The sequence below is a fragment of the Kineococcus sp. GCM10028916 genome (assembly GCF_042674865.1).
Classification (GTDB): Bacteria; Actinomycetota; Actinomycetes; order Actinomycetales; family Kineococcaceae; genus Kineococcus.
This window is the reverse complement of sequence record NZ_JBHTFM010000020.1, coordinates 35,272-54,304: the sequence shown is the minus strand read 5'-3', so window position 1 is coordinate 54,304 and position 19,033 is coordinate 35,272. Positions and strand designations below refer to the sequence as shown.

General features: G+C 72.7%; 19 protein-coding genes. 10 read left to right on the top strand and 9 right to left on the bottom strand.

The genetic code is table 11. The features are described 5' to 3' along the window. Positions 1 to 7 precede the first annotated feature (7 nt). Positions 8 to 430, bottom strand: a complete 423-nt coding sequence (locus tag ACFQ46_RS20855; RefSeq protein WP_380261670.1) for a VOC family protein — start codon at positions 428 to 430, stop codon at positions 8 to 10. A gap of 66 nt (positions 431 to 496) precedes the next feature. On the opposite strand from ACFQ46_RS20855, the gene ACFQ46_RS20850 reads away from it, so the two are divergent. Together ACFQ46_RS20850 and ACFQ46_RS20845 are read left to right on the top strand one after the other, a co-directional pair. Then, the gene (locus ACFQ46_RS20850) at positions 497 to 2,578 is read left to right on the top strand and encodes a prolyl oligopeptidase family serine peptidase (protein ID WP_380261668.1); all 2,082 of its coding nucleotides are present in this window, start codon (positions 497 to 499) and stop codon (positions 2,576 to 2,578) included. 144 nt (positions 2,579 to 2,722) lie between these two features. Next, a complete protein-coding gene (locus ACFQ46_RS20845) occupies positions 2,723 to 3,586 on the top strand; it encodes an aldo/keto reductase (RefSeq protein WP_380261666.1) in 864 nt (287 codons plus the stop codon). A gap of 47 nt (positions 3,587 to 3,633) precedes the next feature. Here ACFQ46_RS20845 and ACFQ46_RS20840 read toward each other — a convergent pair whose 3' ends face one another. Next, positions 3,634 to 4,326, bottom strand: a complete 693-nt coding sequence (locus ACFQ46_RS20840; protein ID WP_380261664.1) for a response regulator — start codon at positions 4,324 to 4,326, stop codon at positions 3,634 to 3,636. 40 nt (positions 4,327 to 4,366) lie between these two features. After that, positions 4,367 to 5,704: a sensor histidine kinase gene (locus ACFQ46_RS20835; RefSeq protein WP_380261662.1), complete on the bottom strand. Its 1,338-nt coding sequence runs from the start codon at positions 5,702 to 5,704 to the stop codon at positions 4,367 to 4,369. A 196-nt stretch (positions 5,705 to 5,900) separates the two neighbouring features. Between ACFQ46_RS20835 and ACFQ46_RS20830 the strand changes: the two genes are divergently transcribed. Further along, a complete protein-coding gene (locus ACFQ46_RS20830) occupies positions 5,901 to 6,650 on the top strand; it encodes an NAD(P)-dependent oxidoreductase (RefSeq protein WP_380262017.1) in 750 nt (249 codons plus the stop codon). Here ACFQ46_RS20830 and ACFQ46_RS20825 read toward each other — a convergent pair. Further along, positions 6,625 to 7,479, bottom strand: a complete 855-nt coding sequence (locus tag ACFQ46_RS20825; RefSeq protein ID WP_380261660.1) for a helix-turn-helix transcriptional regulator — start codon at positions 7,477 to 7,479, stop codon at positions 6,625 to 6,627. The two genes, ACFQ46_RS20830 and ACFQ46_RS20825, sit on opposite strands and share 26 nt — an antisense overlap. Positions 7,480 to 7,564: 85 nt before the next feature. Between ACFQ46_RS20825 and ACFQ46_RS20820 the strand changes: the two genes are divergently transcribed. After that, entirely contained in the window at positions 7,565 to 8,320 is a 756-nt protein-coding gene (locus ACFQ46_RS20820; protein ID WP_380261658.1) for an SDR family NAD(P)-dependent oxidoreductase, read from the top strand. Between the two features lie 24 nt (positions 8,321 to 8,344). Here ACFQ46_RS20820 and ACFQ46_RS20815 read toward each other — a convergent pair whose 3' ends face one another. Then, a complete protein-coding gene (locus ACFQ46_RS20815; RefSeq protein WP_380261656.1) occupies positions 8,345 to 9,931 on the bottom strand; it encodes a methyl-accepting chemotaxis protein in 1,587 nt (528 codons plus the stop codon). A 619-nt stretch (positions 9,932 to 10,550) separates the two neighbouring features. On the opposite strand from ACFQ46_RS20815, the gene ACFQ46_RS20810 reads away from it, so the two are divergent. From ACFQ46_RS20810 to ACFQ46_RS20795, 4 genes are all read left to right on the top strand, one after another. Further along, complete coding sequence (locus ACFQ46_RS20810) at positions 10,551 to 11,378, top strand: hypothetical protein (protein WP_380261654.1); 828 nt, start codon at positions 10,551 to 10,553, stop codon at positions 11,376 to 11,378. Between the two features lie 2 nt (positions 11,379 to 11,380). Beyond that, on the top strand, positions 11,381 to 11,881 hold the full coding sequence (locus ACFQ46_RS20805) for a SigE family RNA polymerase sigma factor (protein WP_380261652.1): 501 nt from the start codon (positions 11,381 to 11,383) through the stop codon (positions 11,879 to 11,881). A gap of 80 nt (positions 11,882 to 11,961) precedes the next feature. Further along, the gene (locus ACFQ46_RS20800) at positions 11,962 to 13,515 is read left to right on the top strand and encodes a methyl-accepting chemotaxis protein (protein ID WP_380261650.1); all 1,554 of its coding nucleotides are present in this window, start codon (positions 11,962 to 11,964) and stop codon (positions 13,513 to 13,515) included. Positions 13,516 to 13,621: 106 nt separating this feature from the next. Next, a complete protein-coding gene (locus ACFQ46_RS20795) occupies positions 13,622 to 13,978 on the top strand; it encodes a helix-turn-helix domain-containing protein (RefSeq protein ID WP_380261648.1) in 357 nt (118 codons plus the stop codon). Positions 13,979 to 13,988: 10 nt separating this feature from the next. Here ACFQ46_RS20795 and ACFQ46_RS20790 read toward each other — a convergent pair whose 3' ends face one another. Both ACFQ46_RS20790 and ACFQ46_RS20785 read right to left on the bottom strand, forming a co-directional pair. Continuing rightward, positions 13,989 to 14,588 carry an ATP-dependent Clp protease proteolytic subunit gene (locus tag ACFQ46_RS20790; RefSeq protein WP_380262015.1) on the bottom strand — a complete coding sequence of 200 codons (600 nt, stop codon included), beginning with the start codon at positions 14,586 to 14,588 and terminating at the stop codon, positions 13,989 to 13,991. A 13-nt stretch (positions 14,589 to 14,601) separates the two neighbouring features. Next, on the bottom strand, positions 14,602 to 15,204 hold the full coding sequence (locus tag ACFQ46_RS20785; protein WP_380261646.1) for a ClpP family protease: 603 nt from the start codon (positions 15,202 to 15,204) through the stop codon (positions 14,602 to 14,604). Between the two features lie 181 nt (positions 15,205 to 15,385). Here ACFQ46_RS20785 and ACFQ46_RS20780 point away from each other — a divergent pair, with 181 nt between their 5' ends. After that, positions 15,386 to 15,880 carry a pyridoxamine 5'-phosphate oxidase family protein gene (locus tag ACFQ46_RS20780; protein ID WP_380261644.1) on the top strand — a complete coding sequence of 165 codons (495 nt, stop codon included), beginning with the start codon at positions 15,386 to 15,388 and terminating at the stop codon, positions 15,878 to 15,880. Between the two features lie 9 nt (positions 15,881 to 15,889). Here the strand turns inward: ACFQ46_RS20780 and ACFQ46_RS20775 are convergent, their stop codons facing one another. Then, positions 15,890 to 17,458 carry an MFS transporter gene (locus ACFQ46_RS20775; protein WP_380261642.1) on the bottom strand — a complete coding sequence of 523 codons (1,569 nt, stop codon included), beginning with the start codon at positions 17,456 to 17,458 and terminating at the stop codon, positions 15,890 to 15,892. Between the two features lie 101 nt (positions 17,459 to 17,559). On the opposite strand from ACFQ46_RS20775, the gene ACFQ46_RS20770 reads away from it, so the two are divergent. Next, on the top strand, positions 17,560 to 18,219 hold the full coding sequence (locus tag ACFQ46_RS20770) for a TetR/AcrR family transcriptional regulator (protein WP_380261640.1): 660 nt from the start codon (positions 17,560 to 17,562) through the stop codon (positions 18,217 to 18,219). 9 nt (positions 18,220 to 18,228) lie between these two features. On the opposite strand, the gene ACFQ46_RS20765 is transcribed toward ACFQ46_RS20770, so the two are convergent. Then, positions 18,229 to 18,987, bottom strand: coding sequence for an SDR family oxidoreductase (locus ACFQ46_RS20765; protein WP_380261638.1), 759 nt, complete (start codon positions 18,985 to 18,987; stop codon positions 18,229 to 18,231). Positions 18,988 to 19,033 lie beyond the last annotated feature (46 nt).

Sequence of the window (19,033 nt, the reverse complement as noted above, 5' to 3'; positions counted from 1 at the left end):
GCAGAGGTCAGGCCTTCGGCGCCGCCAGCTCCAGCGCGATCCCGTCGGGGTCGCGGAACTCCAGCAGGAACATCGACCCGATGTCCTTCACCTCACCGTGCGGCGCGCCGAGGGAGTCGAGCACCTCGACCGCCGCGTCGAGGTCGGCCCGGGAGGCCACCGACAGCGACAGGTGGTCCAGTCCGACCCGGTCCGGGGAGAACCCGTCGCTCCCGGGGGCGACGGGACGCAACCCGAAGAGCCCGCTCGGGGAGCTGTAGATGATTCCGCCGAAGAGGAACCAGAGCTGCTCGCGGGTCGCCTCGTCGGCGTCCGCGGGCATCTCCACCGCGACGTCCCAGCCGAAGAGGGTGTCGTAGAAGTGCCGCGACGCGGCGAGGTCGCGGACGGTGAGGCGGAGGTGGCTGATGCCGGTGGTGGTGATGGTCACGCGCGAACTGTCGCACCGTCGGAGCCGCCCGGCAGTTCGGACCGGCGGGGGAGTAGGACTGTCGTCGTGCCCCGTGCCACCGATCCCGTCACCGGTCCTGCCGCCGGACCCTTCGCCGACCTCGACGCCTTCCTCGCCCTGCCCCGCCTCAGCGGGCTGACCCTCTCCCCGGACGGCTCGCGGCTGGTGACGACGGTCGCCACGCTCGACCGTGAACGCACCCGGTGGCGCGGGGCGCTCTGGGAGGTCGATCCCACGGGAGGGCGACCGGCCCACCGGTTGACCCGCGGTTCCGCCGCGGAGGGGTCACCGGCGTTCGTCGCCGACGGCACGTTGCTGTTCACCTCCGCACGCCGGGATCCGGACACCGAGTCGAAGGACGACGCCCCGGCGGCGTTGTGGGCCCTGCCGGTCAGCGGAGAGGCCCGGGCCGTCGGGTCGCGCCCGGGAGGCGTCGCGACCCCGCTCACCGCCCGCCGGGGGGACCGCGTGGTGGTCACGTCGTCGACGCTGCCGGGGTCCGACGACGCGACCGAGGGTCCGACGTCGGACGCCGCCCGGCGCACGGCCCGCAAAGATGCCGGCGTCAACGCCATCCTGCACGCGGGCTACCCCGTGCGGTACTGGGACAGCGACCTCGGACCGGACGAACCGCGCTACCTCGTGGCCGACGTCCCCTCTGAACCTGCTGCGGGAGAACGGTTTTCGTGTCGTTGGCGGGACCTCACGCCGACGCCGGGACGCCGCTACGACGAGGCCTCGGCCGCGCTGACCCCCGACGGCCGGGAACTCCTCACCACCGAGACGGTGTTCAGCGGGCACGGTGCGCAGCACGTCCGCGTCGTGGCGATCGCCACCGACGACGGTTCCGTCCGCGTCGTCGCCGAGGACCCCGAACGGGAGTTCGGTGCGCTGTCGGTGTCCCCGGACGGTCGCTGGGTCGCCGCGGTCGCGGAGTCCGTCTCGACGCCGACGCTGCCGCCCCGCCTGCGGCTGGTCGTCGTGCCCGTCGACGGTTCGGCCCCGGCCCGCGACGTCGTCGCCGACTGGGACGTGTGGGGTGCCGCGCCGCAGTGGGGGCCGGGCTCCGACGAACTCTTCCTCGCCGTCGACGACCACGGCGCCGCACCGGTGTTCCGGGTGGCGCTCAGCGACGGGTCCCGGACCCGGCTGAGCGGTGACGCGGGCGCCTACGGGTCGTTGCAGGTCTCCCCCGACGGCGCGCACGTCTTCGCGGTGCGCTCCGCCGTCGACGCCCCACCCGCGGTCGTGCGCCTCGACGCGCGGGTGGCCGGTCAGGAACCGGTCGTCCTCCGCGGGCCGACCACGGTGCCCGACCTGCCCGGGTCGCTCACCGAGGTCACCGCGACCGCGCTCGACGGCAGCCCGCTGCGGGCGTGGCTCGCGCTCCCGGCCGGGGCCAGCGACGCCGCACCGGCGCCGTTGCTGCTGTGGATCCACGGCGGTCCGCTCGGGTCGTGGAACGCGTGGTCGTGGCGGTGGAACCCGTGGCTGGCCGTCGCCCGCGGCTACGCGGTCCTGCTGCCCGACCCCGGGTTGTCGACGGGCTACGGCGCGGAGTTCCTGGCCCGCGGGTGGGGAGCCTGGGGTGATCGGCCCTACACCGACCTGATGGCGGTGACGGACGCGGCGCTGGAGCGTCCCGACCTCGACGCCGCCCGTACGGCCGCGATGGGCGGGTCCTTCGGCGGCTACATGGCGAACTGGATCGCCGGTCACACCGACCGGTTCCGCGCGATCGTCACCCACGCCAGCCTCTTCGCGCTCGACCAGTTCGGGCCGACCACGGACGCGGCCTGGTACTGGTCGCGGGAGATGACGCAGCAGATGCAGGCGGCCAACGACCCCGCCGCGCACGCCGCGAAGATCGTGACGCCGATGCTCGTCATCCACGGCGACAAGGACTACCGCGTCCCCATCGGCGAGGGGCTGCGGTTGTGGTGGACGCTGAACCAGCAGTGGAGCGGCGACCCGGCCGAGCTGCCGCACCGGTTCCTCTACTTCCCCGACGAGAACCACTGGGTGCTCACCCCGGGCCACACGGCGCTCTGGTACGAGACGGTGTTCGCGTTCCTCGCGACCCACGTGCACGGGGTGCCGTTCCGGACGCCGGAGCTGTTGCGCTGAGGTCTCCTCGAACCGCCCACCTCCCCATCCGTGATCTTGCTGGGTTTCCCGGCAAGATCACGGGTGGGGTTCCCGGATGCGGGGCCGGGGCGCGCGACCTACCGTTCCGGGGCCAGCTCTCGTGAACTCCCCGCAGGAGGACCAGTGCCCGTCTCCGCCAGTGGAACCATCGACCTCGGCGGCAAGACCGTCCACCGACTCGGTTACGGCGCCATGCGCATCACCGGCCCCGGTGTCTGGGGTCCGCCGAAGGACCACGACGAAGCCGTCCGCGTCCTGCGCCGGGCCGTCGAACTCGGCGTCACCTTCATCGACACCGCCGACTCCTACGGCCCCTACTACTCCGAGGACCTCATCAAGGAGGCCCTCCACGACGGTTCGGGGTACGGCGACGTCGTCATCGCCACCAAGGGCGGTCTGACCCGTTCCGGCCCCGACGTCTGGCCGCCGCTCGGTCGCCCCGAGTACCTGCGCCAGTGCCTCCTCATGTCGCTGCGCCGCCTCGGCGTCGAGCGGATCGACCTGTGGCAGTTGCACCGCATCGACGCGAAGGTGCCGGCGGAGGAGCAGTTCGGCGAGATCAAGTCCTTCGTCGACGAGGGCCTCGCGCTGCAGGTCGGGTTGTCCGAGGTCGGCGTGGACGAGGTGAAGGCCGCGCAGGCCGCCGGGTTGTCGATCGCCTCGGTCCAGAACCGCTACAACCTGGGCGACCGTCGTGCCGAGGACCTGCTCGAGTTCTGCGAGGAGCAGGGGATCGCCTTCATCCCGTGGGCCCCGGTCGACGCCGGGACCCTCGCCCGACCGGGCGGGCCGCTCGACGAGATCGCGAAGCAGCACCACGAGGCGTCCACCTCGCAGCTCGCCCTCGCCTGGTTGCTGCGGCGCTCGCCCGTCATCGTCCCGATCCCCGGGACCTCGACCGTCGCCCACCTCGAGGAGAACCTCGCCGCGGCCGACGTCGAACTCACCGACGAGGAGTTCGAGACCCTCGCCACCGCCGGTCGCTGACCCTCGACCGTGATCCCGCTGGGTTCCCCCAGCGGGATCACGGGTGGTCAGACGTCCAGGAGGCCCGCGTCGTGGGCGACGATCGCGACCTGCACCCGGTTGTGGGCCTCGAGCTTCGTCAGCAGGCGCGACACGTGGGTCTTCACGGTCGCCTCGCTCATGAACAGCTCCTTGCCGACCTCGGCGTTCGACATCCCCTGACCGACGCAGGCGAGGACCTCGCGTTCGCGTTCGGTCAGCAGGGTCAGCCGTTCGGTCGCCTCGCGGCGACGGGGGTTCACGGCGTCCGCGGCGTAGTGCCCGACGAGGCGACGGGTCACGGTGGGGGAGAGCATCGCCTCACCGGCGGCGACGATCCGCACCGCGGCGACGAGTTCGCGCGGCGGGGTGTCCTTCAGCAGGAAACCCGTCGCCCCGGCCTGCAGGGCCTGGAACACGTACTCGTCGAGGTCGAACGTCGTGAGCATCACGACGCTCGGGGCCTGCGGGCGTTCGGTGATGGCCTTCGCCGCGGTCAGCCCGTCCATCACGGGCATCCGCACGTCCATCAGCACGACGTCCGGGCGGTGCGCCGCGACCCCCTCGACGGCCTGGGCCCCGTTCTCGGCCTCGCCCACGACCTCGATGTCGGTGGCGCTGGACAGGATCATCCGCAGCCCCGCCCGCACCAGGGCGTCGTCGTCGACCAGCAGCACCCGGGTGGGCCTGCCGTTCTGCTGCGACCCGTCGGGTCCGCTCACCGGGTTCTCCTCGTCGTTCTGCTCTGCTCGGTCACGTCGTTCACGGTTCCTCGGCCCGACCGGTCCCGGCCGGGGTCCGGACGATCCTCGCATCCGGCGGCGTCCAGGCCGCGGATCCCGGCCGACGGGGACGGCCGTCCGCGACGGCCCACGGCAACCGGGCCCGCACCGCGAAACCGCCCCCGGGCTCCGGACCGGAGGTGATCGTCCCGTCCGCCAGCCCCACCCGCTCCGAGAGCCCGACGAGACCGGAACCGGCCCCGGGCAGGCCCGTCGCCTGGCCGTTGGGCCGCGCGTTCACCACCGACACCAGCATCTCGCGGCCGACCTCACCGGAGATCGTCACCACGGTCTGCGCCGACGGCGCGTGCTTGTGGACGTTCGTCAGCCCCTCCTGCACGACCCGGTACACGGTGCGCCCGAGTTCGGCCGGGACGTCGGCGTGCACGGGGACGTCGGTGCGGAACTCCGCTGCCACCCCCGCCTCGCGGGTCGACTCGACGAGCCGGCGGACGTCGACCAGCGTCGGTTGCGGGGCGAGTTCGGCTGCGGACGTCGCGGCCGACGACGTCCCGGGAGCCCGCAGGACACCCAAGACCCGGCGCAGGTCCTCCAGGGCCGAGCGCGCCGTCTCGCGGATCGTCGCGGCCGTCGACTCGACCTGGTCCGGCCCGACGTCGGGACGTACCTCCAACCCGCCCGCGTGCAGCGCCACCAGCGAGATGCGGTGCGCCAGGACGTCGTGCATCTCCCGCGCGATCCGGGTGCGTTCGGCCAACCGGGCCTGCTCGGCCCGCAGCACCTGTTCGTGCTCGGCCCGTTCGGCGCGTTCGCGCAGCGACCGGACGAGATCACGACGGGCGCCCACGAACGCCCCGACGAACGTGCCCAGGGACACCCCGATGAGCGACCAGGTGATCGCGAGCGTCCACCCGTCGGCGGAGGTCCGCAGGCTCGAGGACGTCACCGCCACCCCGGCCACGACCGCCGCCAGCACGAGCAACCGGTCCCGGCGCCGGACCGCCAGGGTCAGGAGCGCGAGGAAGAGCGCACCGTCGAAGGCGAAGAGGAACGCCACGGCGAAGGTCACGATGCACAGCAGGACCGGGTGGCTGCGTCGCCACCACAGCGCCAGGCACGTCGCCACGACGACGACGGCCATGCCCACCTGGACCGGGGTGACCGAGCCCCACGGGATCCCGTGCGAGACGAACGCGGGCGGGCCGCCGGCCTGGCTGCGCTCCGGACCGACGACGACGGCGTGGAACCAGGCGAACGCGAAGAACAACGAGATGAGGATGGCCAGCACGTCCCGCACCCGCGGCGCGAAGCGCCAGCGGGTGACCCACGGGTCGACGGGAGTGACGAGGGCGCTCACCGGGTCAGCCTAGGGACGTGGCCCGGTGTCCGACGTCCGTCGATCGTCCCTGATCGTCTCCCGCCTCCGTCGCTCGCCGACGCACCGCGGCGAACCGTGGGGTGCCGCGGGGGAGGCCCGCCCGTGGCATCCGGCCGTGCCCACGCAACCGCCCACCGATCAGCCCCGCCGGATCGCCTTCCTCGGTCTCGGCCGCATGGGGCGCGTCCTCGCCGGCCACCTCGTCACCGCCGGGGCGAGCGCCACGCGCGACGCCCAGGACGCCGTGACCGGGGCCGAGGTCGTGGTCACCGCCCTGTTCGGGCCCGCCGCCGTGCGCGAGGTCGTGCTCGACGGGCTCGACCTGGCCGCCGGGACGTTGTGGATCGACGTCACCACGATCTCGCCCGCCGACGCCGCCGAGCACGCCGCCTGGGCGCACGAGCGTGGCGTCCGGCACGTCCACTCCCCGGTCGTCGGATCGCTGGGGCCGGCCGCGAACCGGTCCCTCGGCGTCCTCGTCGGCGGCCCGGACGCGGACGCGGCGCTCCCCTTCGTGTCGCTGTGGGCCGACCCTGAACGCCTGCAGGTGCTGCCCGAGGCGGCCGCCGCCGCGACCGGCAAGCTCGTGGCGAACTTGGCGCTCGCGGTCTCCTTCCAGGGCCTCGTCGAGGCCGTCCGGCTCGGCACGTCCGGCGGCCTGGACCTCGAGCAGGTCCTCACGACCCTCAAGGGCACCGGGCTGGGTCTCATCGCGGGGATGAAGGGGGACAACCTGCGCAGCGGGGAGTTCGGGAACACGCAGTTCTCCGCGGACCTGCTGCTCAAGGACGCCGGGCTGATGCTGGACACCTCGACGCTGCCGCTGCCGGCGCTGACGGCGGCGGCCCAGGCCCTGCTCGAGGCCCAGCGCGCCGGTCACGGTGACGACGACTTCTCCGTCATCGCCCGGCACGAGCCCCGCTGAACTGGTTCCCCACCACCCCGAGCAGTTCCAGGGCCTCCGCGGCCGCGGAGCCCTGCGGCGCGGTGAAGAGCACGACCTCCTGGTCCCGGTCGGGGACCAGGAGGACGCTGCAGTCGAGGTCGAGGCGTCCCACGACGGGGTGGTCCACCGCCTTGGTGAGGTGCCGGGTGACGACGACCTCGTCGTCGCGTTCCCAGCGTTCGACGAACTCCGGGCTGCCGGACCGCAACTCCCGCAACAGGACCCGCAGACGGCGGTCGCCGGGGTAGCGGGCCAGGGCCGAGCGCAACCGGGCCACGGCGTAGCGGGCGAAGTCCTCACCGTGCGACAGGCCGTAGTGCCGGGTCGCGGGGTCCAGGTCCAGGAAGTAGCGGTGCAGCAGGTTCCGCTCCTTCGGCGCGACCGCCGAGAAGTCCTCCAGCAGAGCGGCGGCCAGCGGGTTCCAGGCGATGACGTCGAACCGCGCGTCGAACACCAGGACGGCGGTCCCAGGCAGCCGGTCGAGGAGCTCCCGCACGTGCGGGGGGACGTCGGTGGAGATCTCGTCCGGACGGTCCAGCGGTTCCCCGGCGAGGTCGAAGAGGTGCCCGCGTTCGGCGTCGGACAACCGCAACGCCCGGGCCAGTTCCGTCAGCACCTGCCGCGAGGGCCGGGAGCCCCGCGCCTGCTCCAGGCGGGTGTAGTGCTCCGGCGAGACGTGCGCGAGCGCGGCGACCTCCTCGCGGCGCAGGCCCGGGGTCCGGCGACGGCCCACCGGGAAACCGGCGTCGTGCGGGGCGATCCGTTCCCGCCTGCTGCGCAGGAAGTCGGCGAGTGCTCTGCGGTCCACGTCCCCAGGGTGCGCCCCGGACGCCGACCCAGCCAGGTACGCGGTGTACCTGGCTGTCCCCGTCCGGCCCGCGCACGGTGGGGACATGACCGAGAAGATGTTGCAGGACAAAGTGACCCTCATCAACGGAGCGAGCCGGGGGATCGGTGCCGCCGCGGCCCGGCTGTTCGCCCGGGAGGGCGCGACGCTCGTCCTCGCCGCCCGCAGCGACATGACCGCCCTCGTCGAGGAGCTGCGCGAGCACGGCTCCACCGTCTCGAGCGTGACCGCCGACCTCGGCGACGTCGCGGACGTGCAGCGGGTCGTCGACGTCGTCCTCGAACGGCACGGCCGCCTCGACGCGGCCTTCAACAACGCGGGGATGAACGTCCCCCCGCAGGGCATCGCGGAGTTCTCCGAGGAGGACTTCGACCGGGTCCAGCGGCTGAACCACAAGGGGGTGTTCTTCGCCGTCGCCGCCCAGGTCCGGGCCATGCGCGCCGGCGGTGGCGGCGCCATCGTCAACACCTCCAGCATCGGCGCGCTGCACGCGAACCCGATGCTGCCCGCGTACGGGACGGCGAAGCGGGCCGTGAACTCCCTCACCGCGAGCGCCGCGGTGACCTACGGTCCGGACGGGATCCGGGTGAACGCCATCGCCCCCGGCCTGACGTTGACGGACATGGTGCGGGACTGGGAGGTCGCGAGCCCCGGCATCATCGAGGCCGGGACCGCGGCGATCCCGTTGGGGCGCATCGCCCAGCCGGAGGAGATGGCCGAAGCGGCCTGCTGGCTGCTCAGCGACCGGGCGTCGTTCGTCTCCGGGGCGGTCCTGCCGGTGACGGGTGGTCAGGGCGCCTGACCCGGGTGTCCGAGGACCGGGAGGTCAGAGGGTGAAGGCGCCGGTGAGCTGCTTCAGGCGGGTCGCGGCCCGGGAGACCTCCGAGGCCGTGGTGGCGGTCTGCCGGGCACCACTGGTGGTCTGCTCGGCAGCGGCTGCGACACCGGAGATGTTCAGCGCGATCTCCTGACTGCCGGTGGACACCTCGCTGACGTTGCGGACCATCTCGTTCGTGGTGGCGGACTGTTCCTCGACGGCGGCGGCGATGGTGGACTGCAGGGCGTCGATGCGGGCGATGACCTCGGTGATCTGGCCGATGGCACCGGCCACCTGGTCGACGTCGTTCTGGGTGGTGGCGACGCGAGCGGTGATGGATTCGGTGGCGCGCGCGGTCTGCTGGGCCAGCTCCTTGACCTCACCGGCGACGACGGCGAAGCCCTTGCCCATCTCCCCGGCGCGGGCGGCTTCGATGGTGGCGTTGAGGGCGAGGAGGTTGGTCTGCTGGGCGATCGAGGTGATGAGCTTGACGACGTCGCCGATCTCCTGGCTGGACGTCGAGAGGCGGTGCAGGGTCTGGACGGCACCGTCGACGGCGCCGACGGCGGAGGCCGCCGTGGTCGAGGCGTCGGCGGTGGAGGTGGCGATCTCACCGATGGCCGCGGTCATCTGCTCCCCGGCGGCGGCGACGGTCCCGATGTTGGCGCTGATCTCCTCGGCGGCCGCGGAGACGACCTGGGTCTGGGCGGCGGACTCCTCGGCGCCGGAGGAGAGCTGGGTGGCCACGGCGGAGAGCTCCTCGCTGGAGCCGGCCAGGACGTCGGCGGTGGCGGTGATCTCGGTGAGGGTCGCGGTCAGCTTGTCCATGGTGGTGTCGACGGCGTGGGCGAGCTGGCCGATCTCGTCGGCGGCGGTGTGAGCCACGCGCTGGTCCAGGCGACCTTCGGCCAGCCCCCGGACGACGGCCGCCGTCCGCGCCAGCGGGCGGGTGATGGAGCGGGCCACGACGACGGCGATGACCGCGGCCACCAGCAGCGCCACCACACCGAGCCCGACGAGGAGCAGGAACGACTGGCGGTAGCGCGCGGCTCCCAGGGCCGAGGTGGTCTTGGCGTTGTCGACCTCGGCCTTCTGGATGCGGTCCAGCGTGGTGTTGATCCGGGTGGTCAGGGGCAGGATCTCGCTGTCGCGCGCCGCCTTGAAGGCGTCGAGGTTCCCGGCGGTCGCGGCGGCCACGAGGTCCTTGCGGGCCTCGCGGAACGCCGCCAGGTCCGCGGCGAAGGAGTCGCGGTCGGCCTGGGTGGAGACGGGCGAGGTGTCGAGGTAGCCCTTCCACGCCGTGTCGAGCGTGGTGTCGTCGGAGGCCAGCGCCGACTGCGCCGTGCCCAGCGCGGCCGGGTCGGAGGCCAGCGCGGTGGAGGTCAGGTCCAACCGCGTCTGGGCGAAGGCGTACTTCACGGTCCCGCTGTACTGCACGCCGGGGACGACGACGTCCGACATCGCCGCGATGGTGGCCTGCGAGGTGTGCAGGGTCTGCACGCCCAGGCCGACCGCCGCGATCAGGAGGAGGCAGACGGCCCCGAAGCCGAGAGCGAGCTTGCCGGCGATCTTCAGGTCACCCAGTCGTTTGCGCATGTGCATCAGTTCGACGTACCCCACTGGTTGCTTGAGAGTTCAACTGGTGTGACGAGGTCCTGTCACCCGGACGAACCAGCGGACGGACGTCTGGCCGTGCGCGCCGCCGGGTGAGTGCTCACGGCCACCGCGGTGTCGCCGTCACGGGGTTCTCGTAGGACCTCGGGGTCCTGGGCGGAGGAGCAGGTGGACCAGCGCCTCCCGTCGCCGCCCTGTCCTTCCAGCGGGACGAACCGCCACGAGCCGTCCGTCTCGTGGCGGGCGATGACCGCGTCGACGCCGCCGCTCGTCGAGCCGCCTCGTCCGTGGACGACGGCGTCGGGGTGGGAGCCACCGGTGAGGTGGTGCCACTCCGGCGGGCGTCGGGTCAGCAGGGGTTGGACACCCCGTTCGGCTGGAACGGTGCGGTGGTCGTGGGGTTGCTCACGCTCCTGGTGCTGGACGGCTGCACCGCGGGGAATCGGATGACTCCGCGCTGCACGCCCCGAGGGTCACGGTGATCGTCAGGACGGTCAGGACCCGGGTGGATCTCCTGGAGCTCCCGTGCAACGGACACGTGGAGCAGCGCGTCTGTTGCACGTGACGCCGGAACGACCGGCCCGCGGAGGAGGGGATCGGCATGAGCGAGCACAGGAGGGGAGTCGACGAGGCGGACGTCGTCCGCGCGCTGCAGCGCGCCGGGGCGGCGGAGACCGGGGTCGACGTGAACGCGCTCGCGGCGGGTGCGCGGGGGCGTGCCCGCACGATCAGACGGCGTCGGCAGGGCGTGGTCGGCGTCGTCGCGGTCCTCGCCCTCGGGGTGCCGATCGGCCTCTCGCAGTGGCCCGGTACGCCGCCGACCGTCGTCCCGATCGCGACGGCGACCCCGTCGCCGAGCACCGTGACGGCCATCCCCGACGCGCTGCTGCCGACGACGCAGGAGGTGACGGCCGTCCTGCCGGGGGTGGAGCCCCTGGAAGGTCCCAACCCCTCGACCGACACGGGTTTCTGCACGACCGCGACCTACGACGGAGCGGCGAGCGTCGTCGACTCACGAAGCCTCAGCTGGGGCGGTGAGCCGTCGGTGGTCTCACCCTTCCCCGAGAACGCCTCGGTGCGGGTCATGCTGTTCCGCGGAGCGGCCGCCGAGGACTGGATGGCCGCCGTGGGTGCCGACGCGCAGGCGTGCACCCAGCAGACCGACGAGACGGCGCCGTGGCAGCTCGCGGACCAGACCGGTGTCCAGGCCGACCAGGTCGTCGCCGGCACGGCCGCGTACCAGCAGTACGGCAACAACCCGATGTGGCGTTCCGCCGTCGTTGCGCGCCAGGGTCAACTGGTCGTGCGGGTCGACCTCGAGAGCTACCAGTCCACCAGCAGCGACGCCCTCACCCGGGCCGCCGACCTCGCGACGACCGCCCTCGGCAAGGCCGCGACGCTGCAGGACGCGGGCGGTGCGCCACGATGATCGTGAGCACCCGCAGTGACCAGGAGGTCGCCAGGTTGACCTTCGAGGAGTTCGTCGAGGCCCGTGGCCCCGCGCTGGTCCGCCTGGCGCGCGGGTTGCTGCGCGACCCGCACACGGCCGAGGACGTCGTGCAGGACGTGCTGGCGAAGGCCCTGCTGAAGTGGGGCCGGGTCAGCGCGGCCGACGACCCGGTCGCCTACGTCAACCGCATGGTCGTCAACGCCTCGACGTCGTTCTGGCGGCGGGCCGCCCGCCGGGAGCACGCGACGGAGGTCCTCCCCGACGCCGGTCTCGCGGACTCGACGAACCAGATCGCCGACCGGGACGCGCTGCTCGAGGCGCTGCGCGAGCTGCCGACCAAGCAGCGGACGGTCCTCGTGCTGCGCCACTTCGAGGACTACTCCGACGAGCGGATCGCCGACCTGCTCGACGTCACCACGGGCACCGTGCGCAGCAACGCCCACCGCGGGCTCGCGGCGCTGCGCGAACACCTGTCCCGGTGACTCCCCTCAAGCCCTCCGACGGTCCCGCCGATGAGAGGGGAGCAGTGTTTCTAGAAGCTTCGTGACTCGGGGGGACCGACGTGTTCGGACGCAAGAAGGGCTCGGCCTCGGCCGGCGGCGCGGTCTTCACCGGTCCGATGCCCCGCGACGTCGAGGCGCTGGAGGCGGTGCTGTCCAGCCTCGACTCCGGGGTGACCACCGAGCTCGACGCCCAGCTCGCCTGCGTCCGTGCCCTCGTCCAGGCCCTCGAGCTCAGCTACGGCGGGATCTGGCTGCCCGGCCCCGACGGCAAGTTCGTCCTCGCCGCTGAGGTCGGTGACCTCGCTCCGGCGCTCGCCGCCTCCCGCGGGACCACCGTCGGCACGCAGGACGGCTGCGGCGGTCAGGCGATCTCCACCCGTGAACCCGTGCAGTGCGACGACTCCGCCGAGTCGCTGAGGTGCCAGCGTTGGCGCGACGCCCGCGCGGGCGGCGCCGGCAGCGGCGGTCAGATCCCCGTCGTCGAGGGCGGTCGGGTCGTCGCGATCCACGAGTACTACTCCCGCCACCAGCTGCCGTTCTTCGGCGGGCGGTCCGAGAAGTGGTTGGCCATCGGTCGTGTCGCCGCGCACGCCCGTCGTCGCGCCCTCGACACCGCGACCCTGCAGGAGACCCTCAACGACCGCGCCGCCGTCACCACCGTCGTGTCCAGCGTCGGTGACGCCCGCAACCAGGACGGCGCGCTGCGCCGGGCGCTGGAGACGGTGCGCGAGGCCTTCGGCTGGGCCTACGGGTCCTACTGGGCGCTCGACCCCGCCAGCAACACCCTCAAGTTCCAGGTCGAGTCCGGTTCGGCCGGCGAGGAGTTCCGCCGGGTCACCTTGTCCGCGAGCTTCGCCGAGGGGGTCGGCCTGTCCGGTCGCGCCTGGCGGGCCCGTGATCTCGTCTTCGTCCGCGACCTCGCCGAGATGACCGACTGCGTGCGGGCTCCCGCGGCGCAGCGCGCCGGGGTGAAGTCCGGGGTCTGCTTCCCGATCGTGTCCGAGGGGCAGGTCGTGGGGACGATGGACTTCTTCACCACCGACGTCATCGACCTCTCCGAGTCCCGCGCCTCGGCGCTGCGCAACGTCCAGCAGCTGGTGTCCCAGCGCCTCGACGTCCTCCGCCGTTCGGAGAACGACGCGGCGTCCTCGGCGGCGCTGCTGGACACCGTCTCCCGGTTGCGCGAGGCCGTCACCGACGCGGGCCGGGTCGCCGACGCCGCCGTCGGGCAGGCCTCCAACATGACCGGCGAGGTCGACGCCCTGACCCAGGCCTCGGCCGCGGTCGGCGAGGTCATCAAGATCATCTCGGCCATCGCCGACCAGACGAACCTCCTCGCGCTCAACGCGACCATCGAGGCCGCCCGTGCCGGTGAACTCGGTCGCGGTTTCGCCGTCGTCGCCAGCGAGGTCAAGGACCTGGCGCGAGAGACGGCGGACGCCACCCAGCGCGTCGCGCAGCAGATCGCCGGGATCCAGGCCTCGAGCAACGCGGTGTCCAGCGGCATCAACGAGACCGCGGCGATCATCCGCGAGCTCGACACCGTGCAGGCCCGCATCTCCGACGTCATCGACGAGCAGGTCGAGATGGCGACGGTCCACGGGCGTAGCTGACGCCCCCCAGAACCCGCCGCGCTGCTGTCCGCCCTGAGCGGACAGCAGCGCGGCGGTCCCAACTCCGGGCGTAGTTTCACGAGGGTTCCCTCGCCTGGAGGTTCCCGTGCCGAAGCTGACCCTGGTCCCGACCCGTGCCTCCCGTGACCGGGTTCGTCGCCGCCCGGATCCGTTGCTGCGCCACGCGATCGGCGCGGTCCTGCGCACCGAACGCCTCGAGCAGCGCCGCACGCTCTCCGACGTCGCGGTCGGGGCCCGGGTGTCGCTGCCGTACCTCTCCGAGGTCGAGCGGGGGCGCAAGGAACCCTCCTCGGAGGTGCTGGCCGCGATCTGCTCGGCGCTGGCACTCCCGCTCGCGGAACTGCTGCAGCGCACCGGTTCCTACGTCACCGACGTGACGAGCGCGACGGCCTTCGCCCCCGCGTCCGCCGCGCCCACGGTCTCCCTCTCCCTCGTCGCCTGACGACCCGCTCTCAGGCGGGGAGCGCCGGGGACGGGGTGATCACCCGGTCGGCGACGCCGTAGGCGACGGCCGCGGCGCCCGGCAGGACGAGGTCGCGGTCGAGGTCGGCGCGCAGCCGCTCGACCGGGTGACCGGTGTGCCGCGCGAGGACCTCCTCGATCTCCGAGCGGATCCGCAGCACCTCCTTCGCCTGGATCTGCAGGTCCGCGGCCGTTCCCTGCGCGCCGCCCGACGGTTGGTGCAGCAGGACCCGTGAGTGCTCCAGCACCGAGCGCTTCCCCGGGGCGCCCGCGGCCAGCAGCACGGCGGCCGCCGACGCAGCCTGTCCGACGCAGAACGTCGCCACGTCCGGCTGGACGAACTGCACGGTGTCGTAGATCGCCATCAACGCCGTCGCGGAACCGCCGGGGGAGTTGATGTAGAGGTTGATCTCCGCCGTCGGCGACTCCGAGGCGAGGTGGACCAGCTGGGCGATGACGACGTTCGCGACACCGTCGTCGATCTCGCCGTGCAGGAACACGATCCGGTCCGACAGCAACCGGCTGAACACGTCGGAGGTGCGTTCCCCGCGGGCGGTGGTCTCGACGACGTAGGGGATCGGGTAACTCATCTGCGCAGCCACGTCACAGCCCCACCTTCCGGGCGCTGCCCAGCCGGACGTCGGTGACCCCCGTGACGACGTGGTCGACCATCCCGTACTGCCGGGCCTCCTCTGCGGTGAACCACCGGTCGCGCTGGGAGTCGAGCTCGATCGTCTCGACGTCCTGACCGGTGTGCTCGGCGATGAGGCGCTGCATCGTCGCCTTGGTGTGGGCGAGGTTCTCCGCCTGGATCGCGATGTCGGCCGCGGTGCCGCCGATCCCACCCGAGGGCTGGTGCATCATGACCCGCGCGTGCGGCAGGGCGTAGCGCTTGCCGGCGGTCCCCGCGCAGAGCAGGAACTGCCCCATGCTGGCGGCCATCCCCATCACCAGCGTCGAGACGTCGTTGGGGATCAACCGCATGGTGTCGTAGATCGCGAGCCCGGCGCTGATCGAACCCCCGGGGGAGTTGACGTACAGCGCGATGTCGCTCTTCGGGTCGTCGGCCGACAGCAGCAGGAGCTGCGCGGCGACGCGGTTCGCGATCGCGTCGTCGACCTCCTGCCCCAGGACCACGATGCGTTGGAACAGTAGGCGTTGGGACAACTGGTCGTCGAACGGGCCGGCCAGGGTGGTCGTGCTCATCGGTGCCTCCCTCGGTGAGTGGATGACTCCACCGTCGGCCCGCCCCGGCTGTGAGGGAAGGGTTTTCTGCCGGTAGGAGATCCACCACCGGCGAACGCGGTGGGGGTGGTGCGGGCGCCGTTCGGCGTGCGGGGTGAGCGCCGGTGGAGGACGGTGGGGGCCTTCGACCTGGAGGTCCACCGTGTCCGATCAGCCGTCCGTCCCGCAGGACGTCAGCACCGTCGCGAAGCTGCTCAAGGGCAGCCGCACCGCCTTCCTCACCACGAGCGACCTGGACGGGAGGCCGATCAGCCGTCCCATGGCCGTCCAGCAGGTCGACTTCGACGGGGACCTGTGGTTCTTCGCCGAGCGCACGTCCCGGAAGTTCGAGCAGTTGGCCCGCAACCCCCTGGTGAACGTCACCGTCGCCACCGACAGCAGCTGGGTGTCGCTGACCGGGAAGGGCATGCTGGTGGTCGACCCCGCCCGCAAGGCCGACCTGTGGAACGCGGTCGTCGAGGCGTGGTTCCCCGACGGGAAGGACGACGCGGACGTCGTCCTCCTCCACGTCACGGGGGAGTCGGCCGAGTACTGGGACACGCCCGGTGGTCGCATCGCCTCGCTCGTCAGCTTCGCCAAGGCCAAGGTGACCGGTCAGCCGTACTCCGGCGGGGAGAACGAGACCGTCGAGCTCTGAGCGACGGGGTCAGTGGGCGATGACCGGTGCCGCGTCGGGGTCGATCGAGGGAGCACCTCGGCGCAGCAGCAGCACCGTCACGACGGCACCGACGGCGAAGAAGCCCGCCGACCACCAGAACGCCGTGTGGTAGCTCGCGACGGCGGCGTGCGCCGCGTCCGCCGCCGTCGGGGCACCGGTGACGTTCTCGCTCAACCAGTTCGACGCGGCGCTGCCGGCGAAGGCGGACAGCAGGGCGGTCCCGATCGAACCGCCGATCTGCTGGGACGTGTTGGCCATCGCCGAGCCGACGCCCGCGTCGGAGGCCTGGATGCCCAGGGTCGCCGTCGCCATGGCCGAGGCGAACACGAAACCCAGACCGAGCCCGGTCACCAGCAACCCGGGCAGGATCGCCGAGGCGTAGGCGGAGTCCACGTCGATGCCGGTCAGCCAGACCATCCCGAGCGCGGCGAGGAGCAACCCCGTCGGGGTCAGGGGTTTCGGCCCGAAGCGCGGCATCAGCACCGAACCCACGACGCCGGCGGCGACGGAGATCGCCGCGATCATCGGCAGGAACCCGAGGCCGGTCTGCACCGGGGAGTACCCCAGCGTCGAGGTCATGTAGTAGGTCAGGAACAGGAAGATGCCGAACATCCCCGCGCCGACGACGGCGATCCCGATGAGCGCCCCGCCGCGGTCGCGGTCGAGGACGACGCGCAACGGCAGCAGCGGGTGTTCCGCGCGGGACTGCCACCAGCAGAACACGGCGAGCAGCACGACCCCGGCGGTCAGGAAACCCCAGGTGGACGGCGCGGCCCAGCCGTTCGACTCCGCACCGGCCAGGCCGTAGACGGCCCCGACGAGGCCCAGGATCGCGAGAACCGTTCCGGCCCAGTCCAGCACGGGACGGTCGGGGGACTTCTCGTGCTTGAGCAGCAGCGCGCCCGCGATCACCGCGACGACGGCGAGGACGACGTTGATGTAGAGGCACCAGCGCCAGGACAGGTGCTCGGTGAGGACCCCGCCGAGGAGCAGGCCGATGCCACCGCCGGCGCCGGAGACGCCGCCGAAGATGCCGAACGCCTTGGTGCGGGCGGCGGGGTCGGTGAAGGTGGTCGTCAGCAGCGACAGGGCGGCGGGGGCGAGCATCGCCCCGAACGCACCCTGCAGCGCGCGGGCCACGATGAGCAGGCCGAAACCCTGGGCGGCACCGCCGAGGGCAGAGGCGAGCCCGAACCCGACGAGCCCGACGAGGAACATGGGTTTGCGCCCGACGAGGTCGGACAGCCGACCGCCCAGCAGGAGGAGGCTGCCGAACGCCAGCGCGTAGGAGGTCACCACCCACTGGCGGTTCTCGTCGGAGAACCCGAGGGCCTGCTGCGCGGTCGGGAGCGCGATGTTCACGATGGTCGCGTCGAGGACGACCATCAGCTGGGCCAGCGACAGGACCGCCAGCACGACCCACTGCGCCTTGCCGGGGGCCGCGGGTGCGGCCACGTGCGCGCCGTCGCCGGGCGTGCGGGGACGGGGTGTCCGCGCTCCGTCCGCGGTCGCCGCGTCCGGTCGCGCGAGGTGGCGACCCTGCTCGGTACTGCTCATCCTGGGGTTCCTCCAACTCAGCGGAGACGACTTCTCCGCTTCGCGTCGAGGGTACCAGCGAAAAGGGAGAAGTCATCTCCGCTTCGGCGTAGGATGCGGCCGTGGACACCGACGACACGCTCCAGCGCCCGTTGCGCCGCGACGCCGAACGCAACCTCCGGCGGACGCTCGAAGCGGCCGTCGAGGTCTTCGCCGAGCGGGGCCTCGCCGCCACCCTCGACGACGTCGCCCACCACGCGGGACTCGGGGTGGCCACCGTGTACCGGCGCTTCGCCGACAAGGACGCCCTGGTCGAGGCGCTGTTCGAGGACCGCATCCGCGCACTCGTCGGTCTCGCCGAGACCGCCTGTGCTGCAGAGGATCCCTGGGACGGTCTGGTCACCTACCTGGAGGCGGCGAGTTCCCGGATGGCCGCCGACCGGGGCCTGCGCGACGCGGTCCTCTCACCCGCGCACGGCCAGGTCGGGGTCGCCCTCGCCCGCGCCGAGCTCGGACCGCTGGTCGACCGGCTGACCGCGCGCTGCCGCGAGGCCGGCGTCCTGCGACCAGACGTCGCGGGGACCGACGTCGCCACCCTGCTGCACGCCGTCCAGGCGGCGGCCCAGATCGGCGGCACCGTGAGCCCCGAGCACTGGCGACGGACCCTGGGCGTCCTGCTCGACGGACTCGCCCCCGCCCGCGACCGCCCCCACCGGCTGCCCGGAGCGCCCCTGTCGGAGGAGGAGTTCCACGAGGCGATGACCCTGCGGCCGCGACGCTAGACCGTCCGCTCAGGCCTTCCAGCCGCCGTCGGAGAACAGCAGCTGCGCGTTCATCCACCCGCCCTGCTCGGAGAGCAGGAACGACACGAGGTTGGCGGTGTCCCGCGGGGTGCCGTTGCGGCCCAGCGGGTTCCGCTCGAGGGCGCTCGCCCGCAACGCCTCGTCCATCCAGCCGGTGTCGACGGGTCCGGGGTTCACGACGTTCGCCGTGATCCGCAGCTCCTGCAGTTCCCGGGCGGCGGCGAGCACGATCCGGTCGAGCGCACCCTTGCTCGCGCCGTAGGGCAGGTTGTGCACGGTGTGGTCGCTGGTGAGGGCCACGATCCGGCCCGCGCCGGGTTCTCCCCGGTAGCGGCGGGCGAACTCCGCGACGAGCAACCACACGGCGCGCGCGTTCACGGCGACGTGCCGGTCGAAGCTCTCCACGGTGGTGTCGAGGATCGAGGAGTCCACCGATTCGCAGTGCGCCATCACGATCGCCGTCACCGGCCCCAGCGCGGACTCGACCGCGTCGAAGAGTTCCGCGGGAGCCTCGGGCCGGCTCAGGTCGGCCTCGACGGCCACCGTCGTGGCGCCGTGCGCGCGCAGCTCCGCGTGGACCTCGTCGGGATCGCCCTCCTGGCGGCCCCAGGGCATCCGGTCGTCGTAGGCGGTCCAGTGGCTGGTCGCCACGTCCCACCCGTCTGCGGCGAGGCGCCCGGCGATCCCCGCCCCGATGCCCACCCGTCGTCCGACACCCGTCACGAGAACCACCGGTCGCTGGGCCACCCGGTCACTGTGGCGGAAACCCCCCACCCGCGGGCAAGGGGTTTCC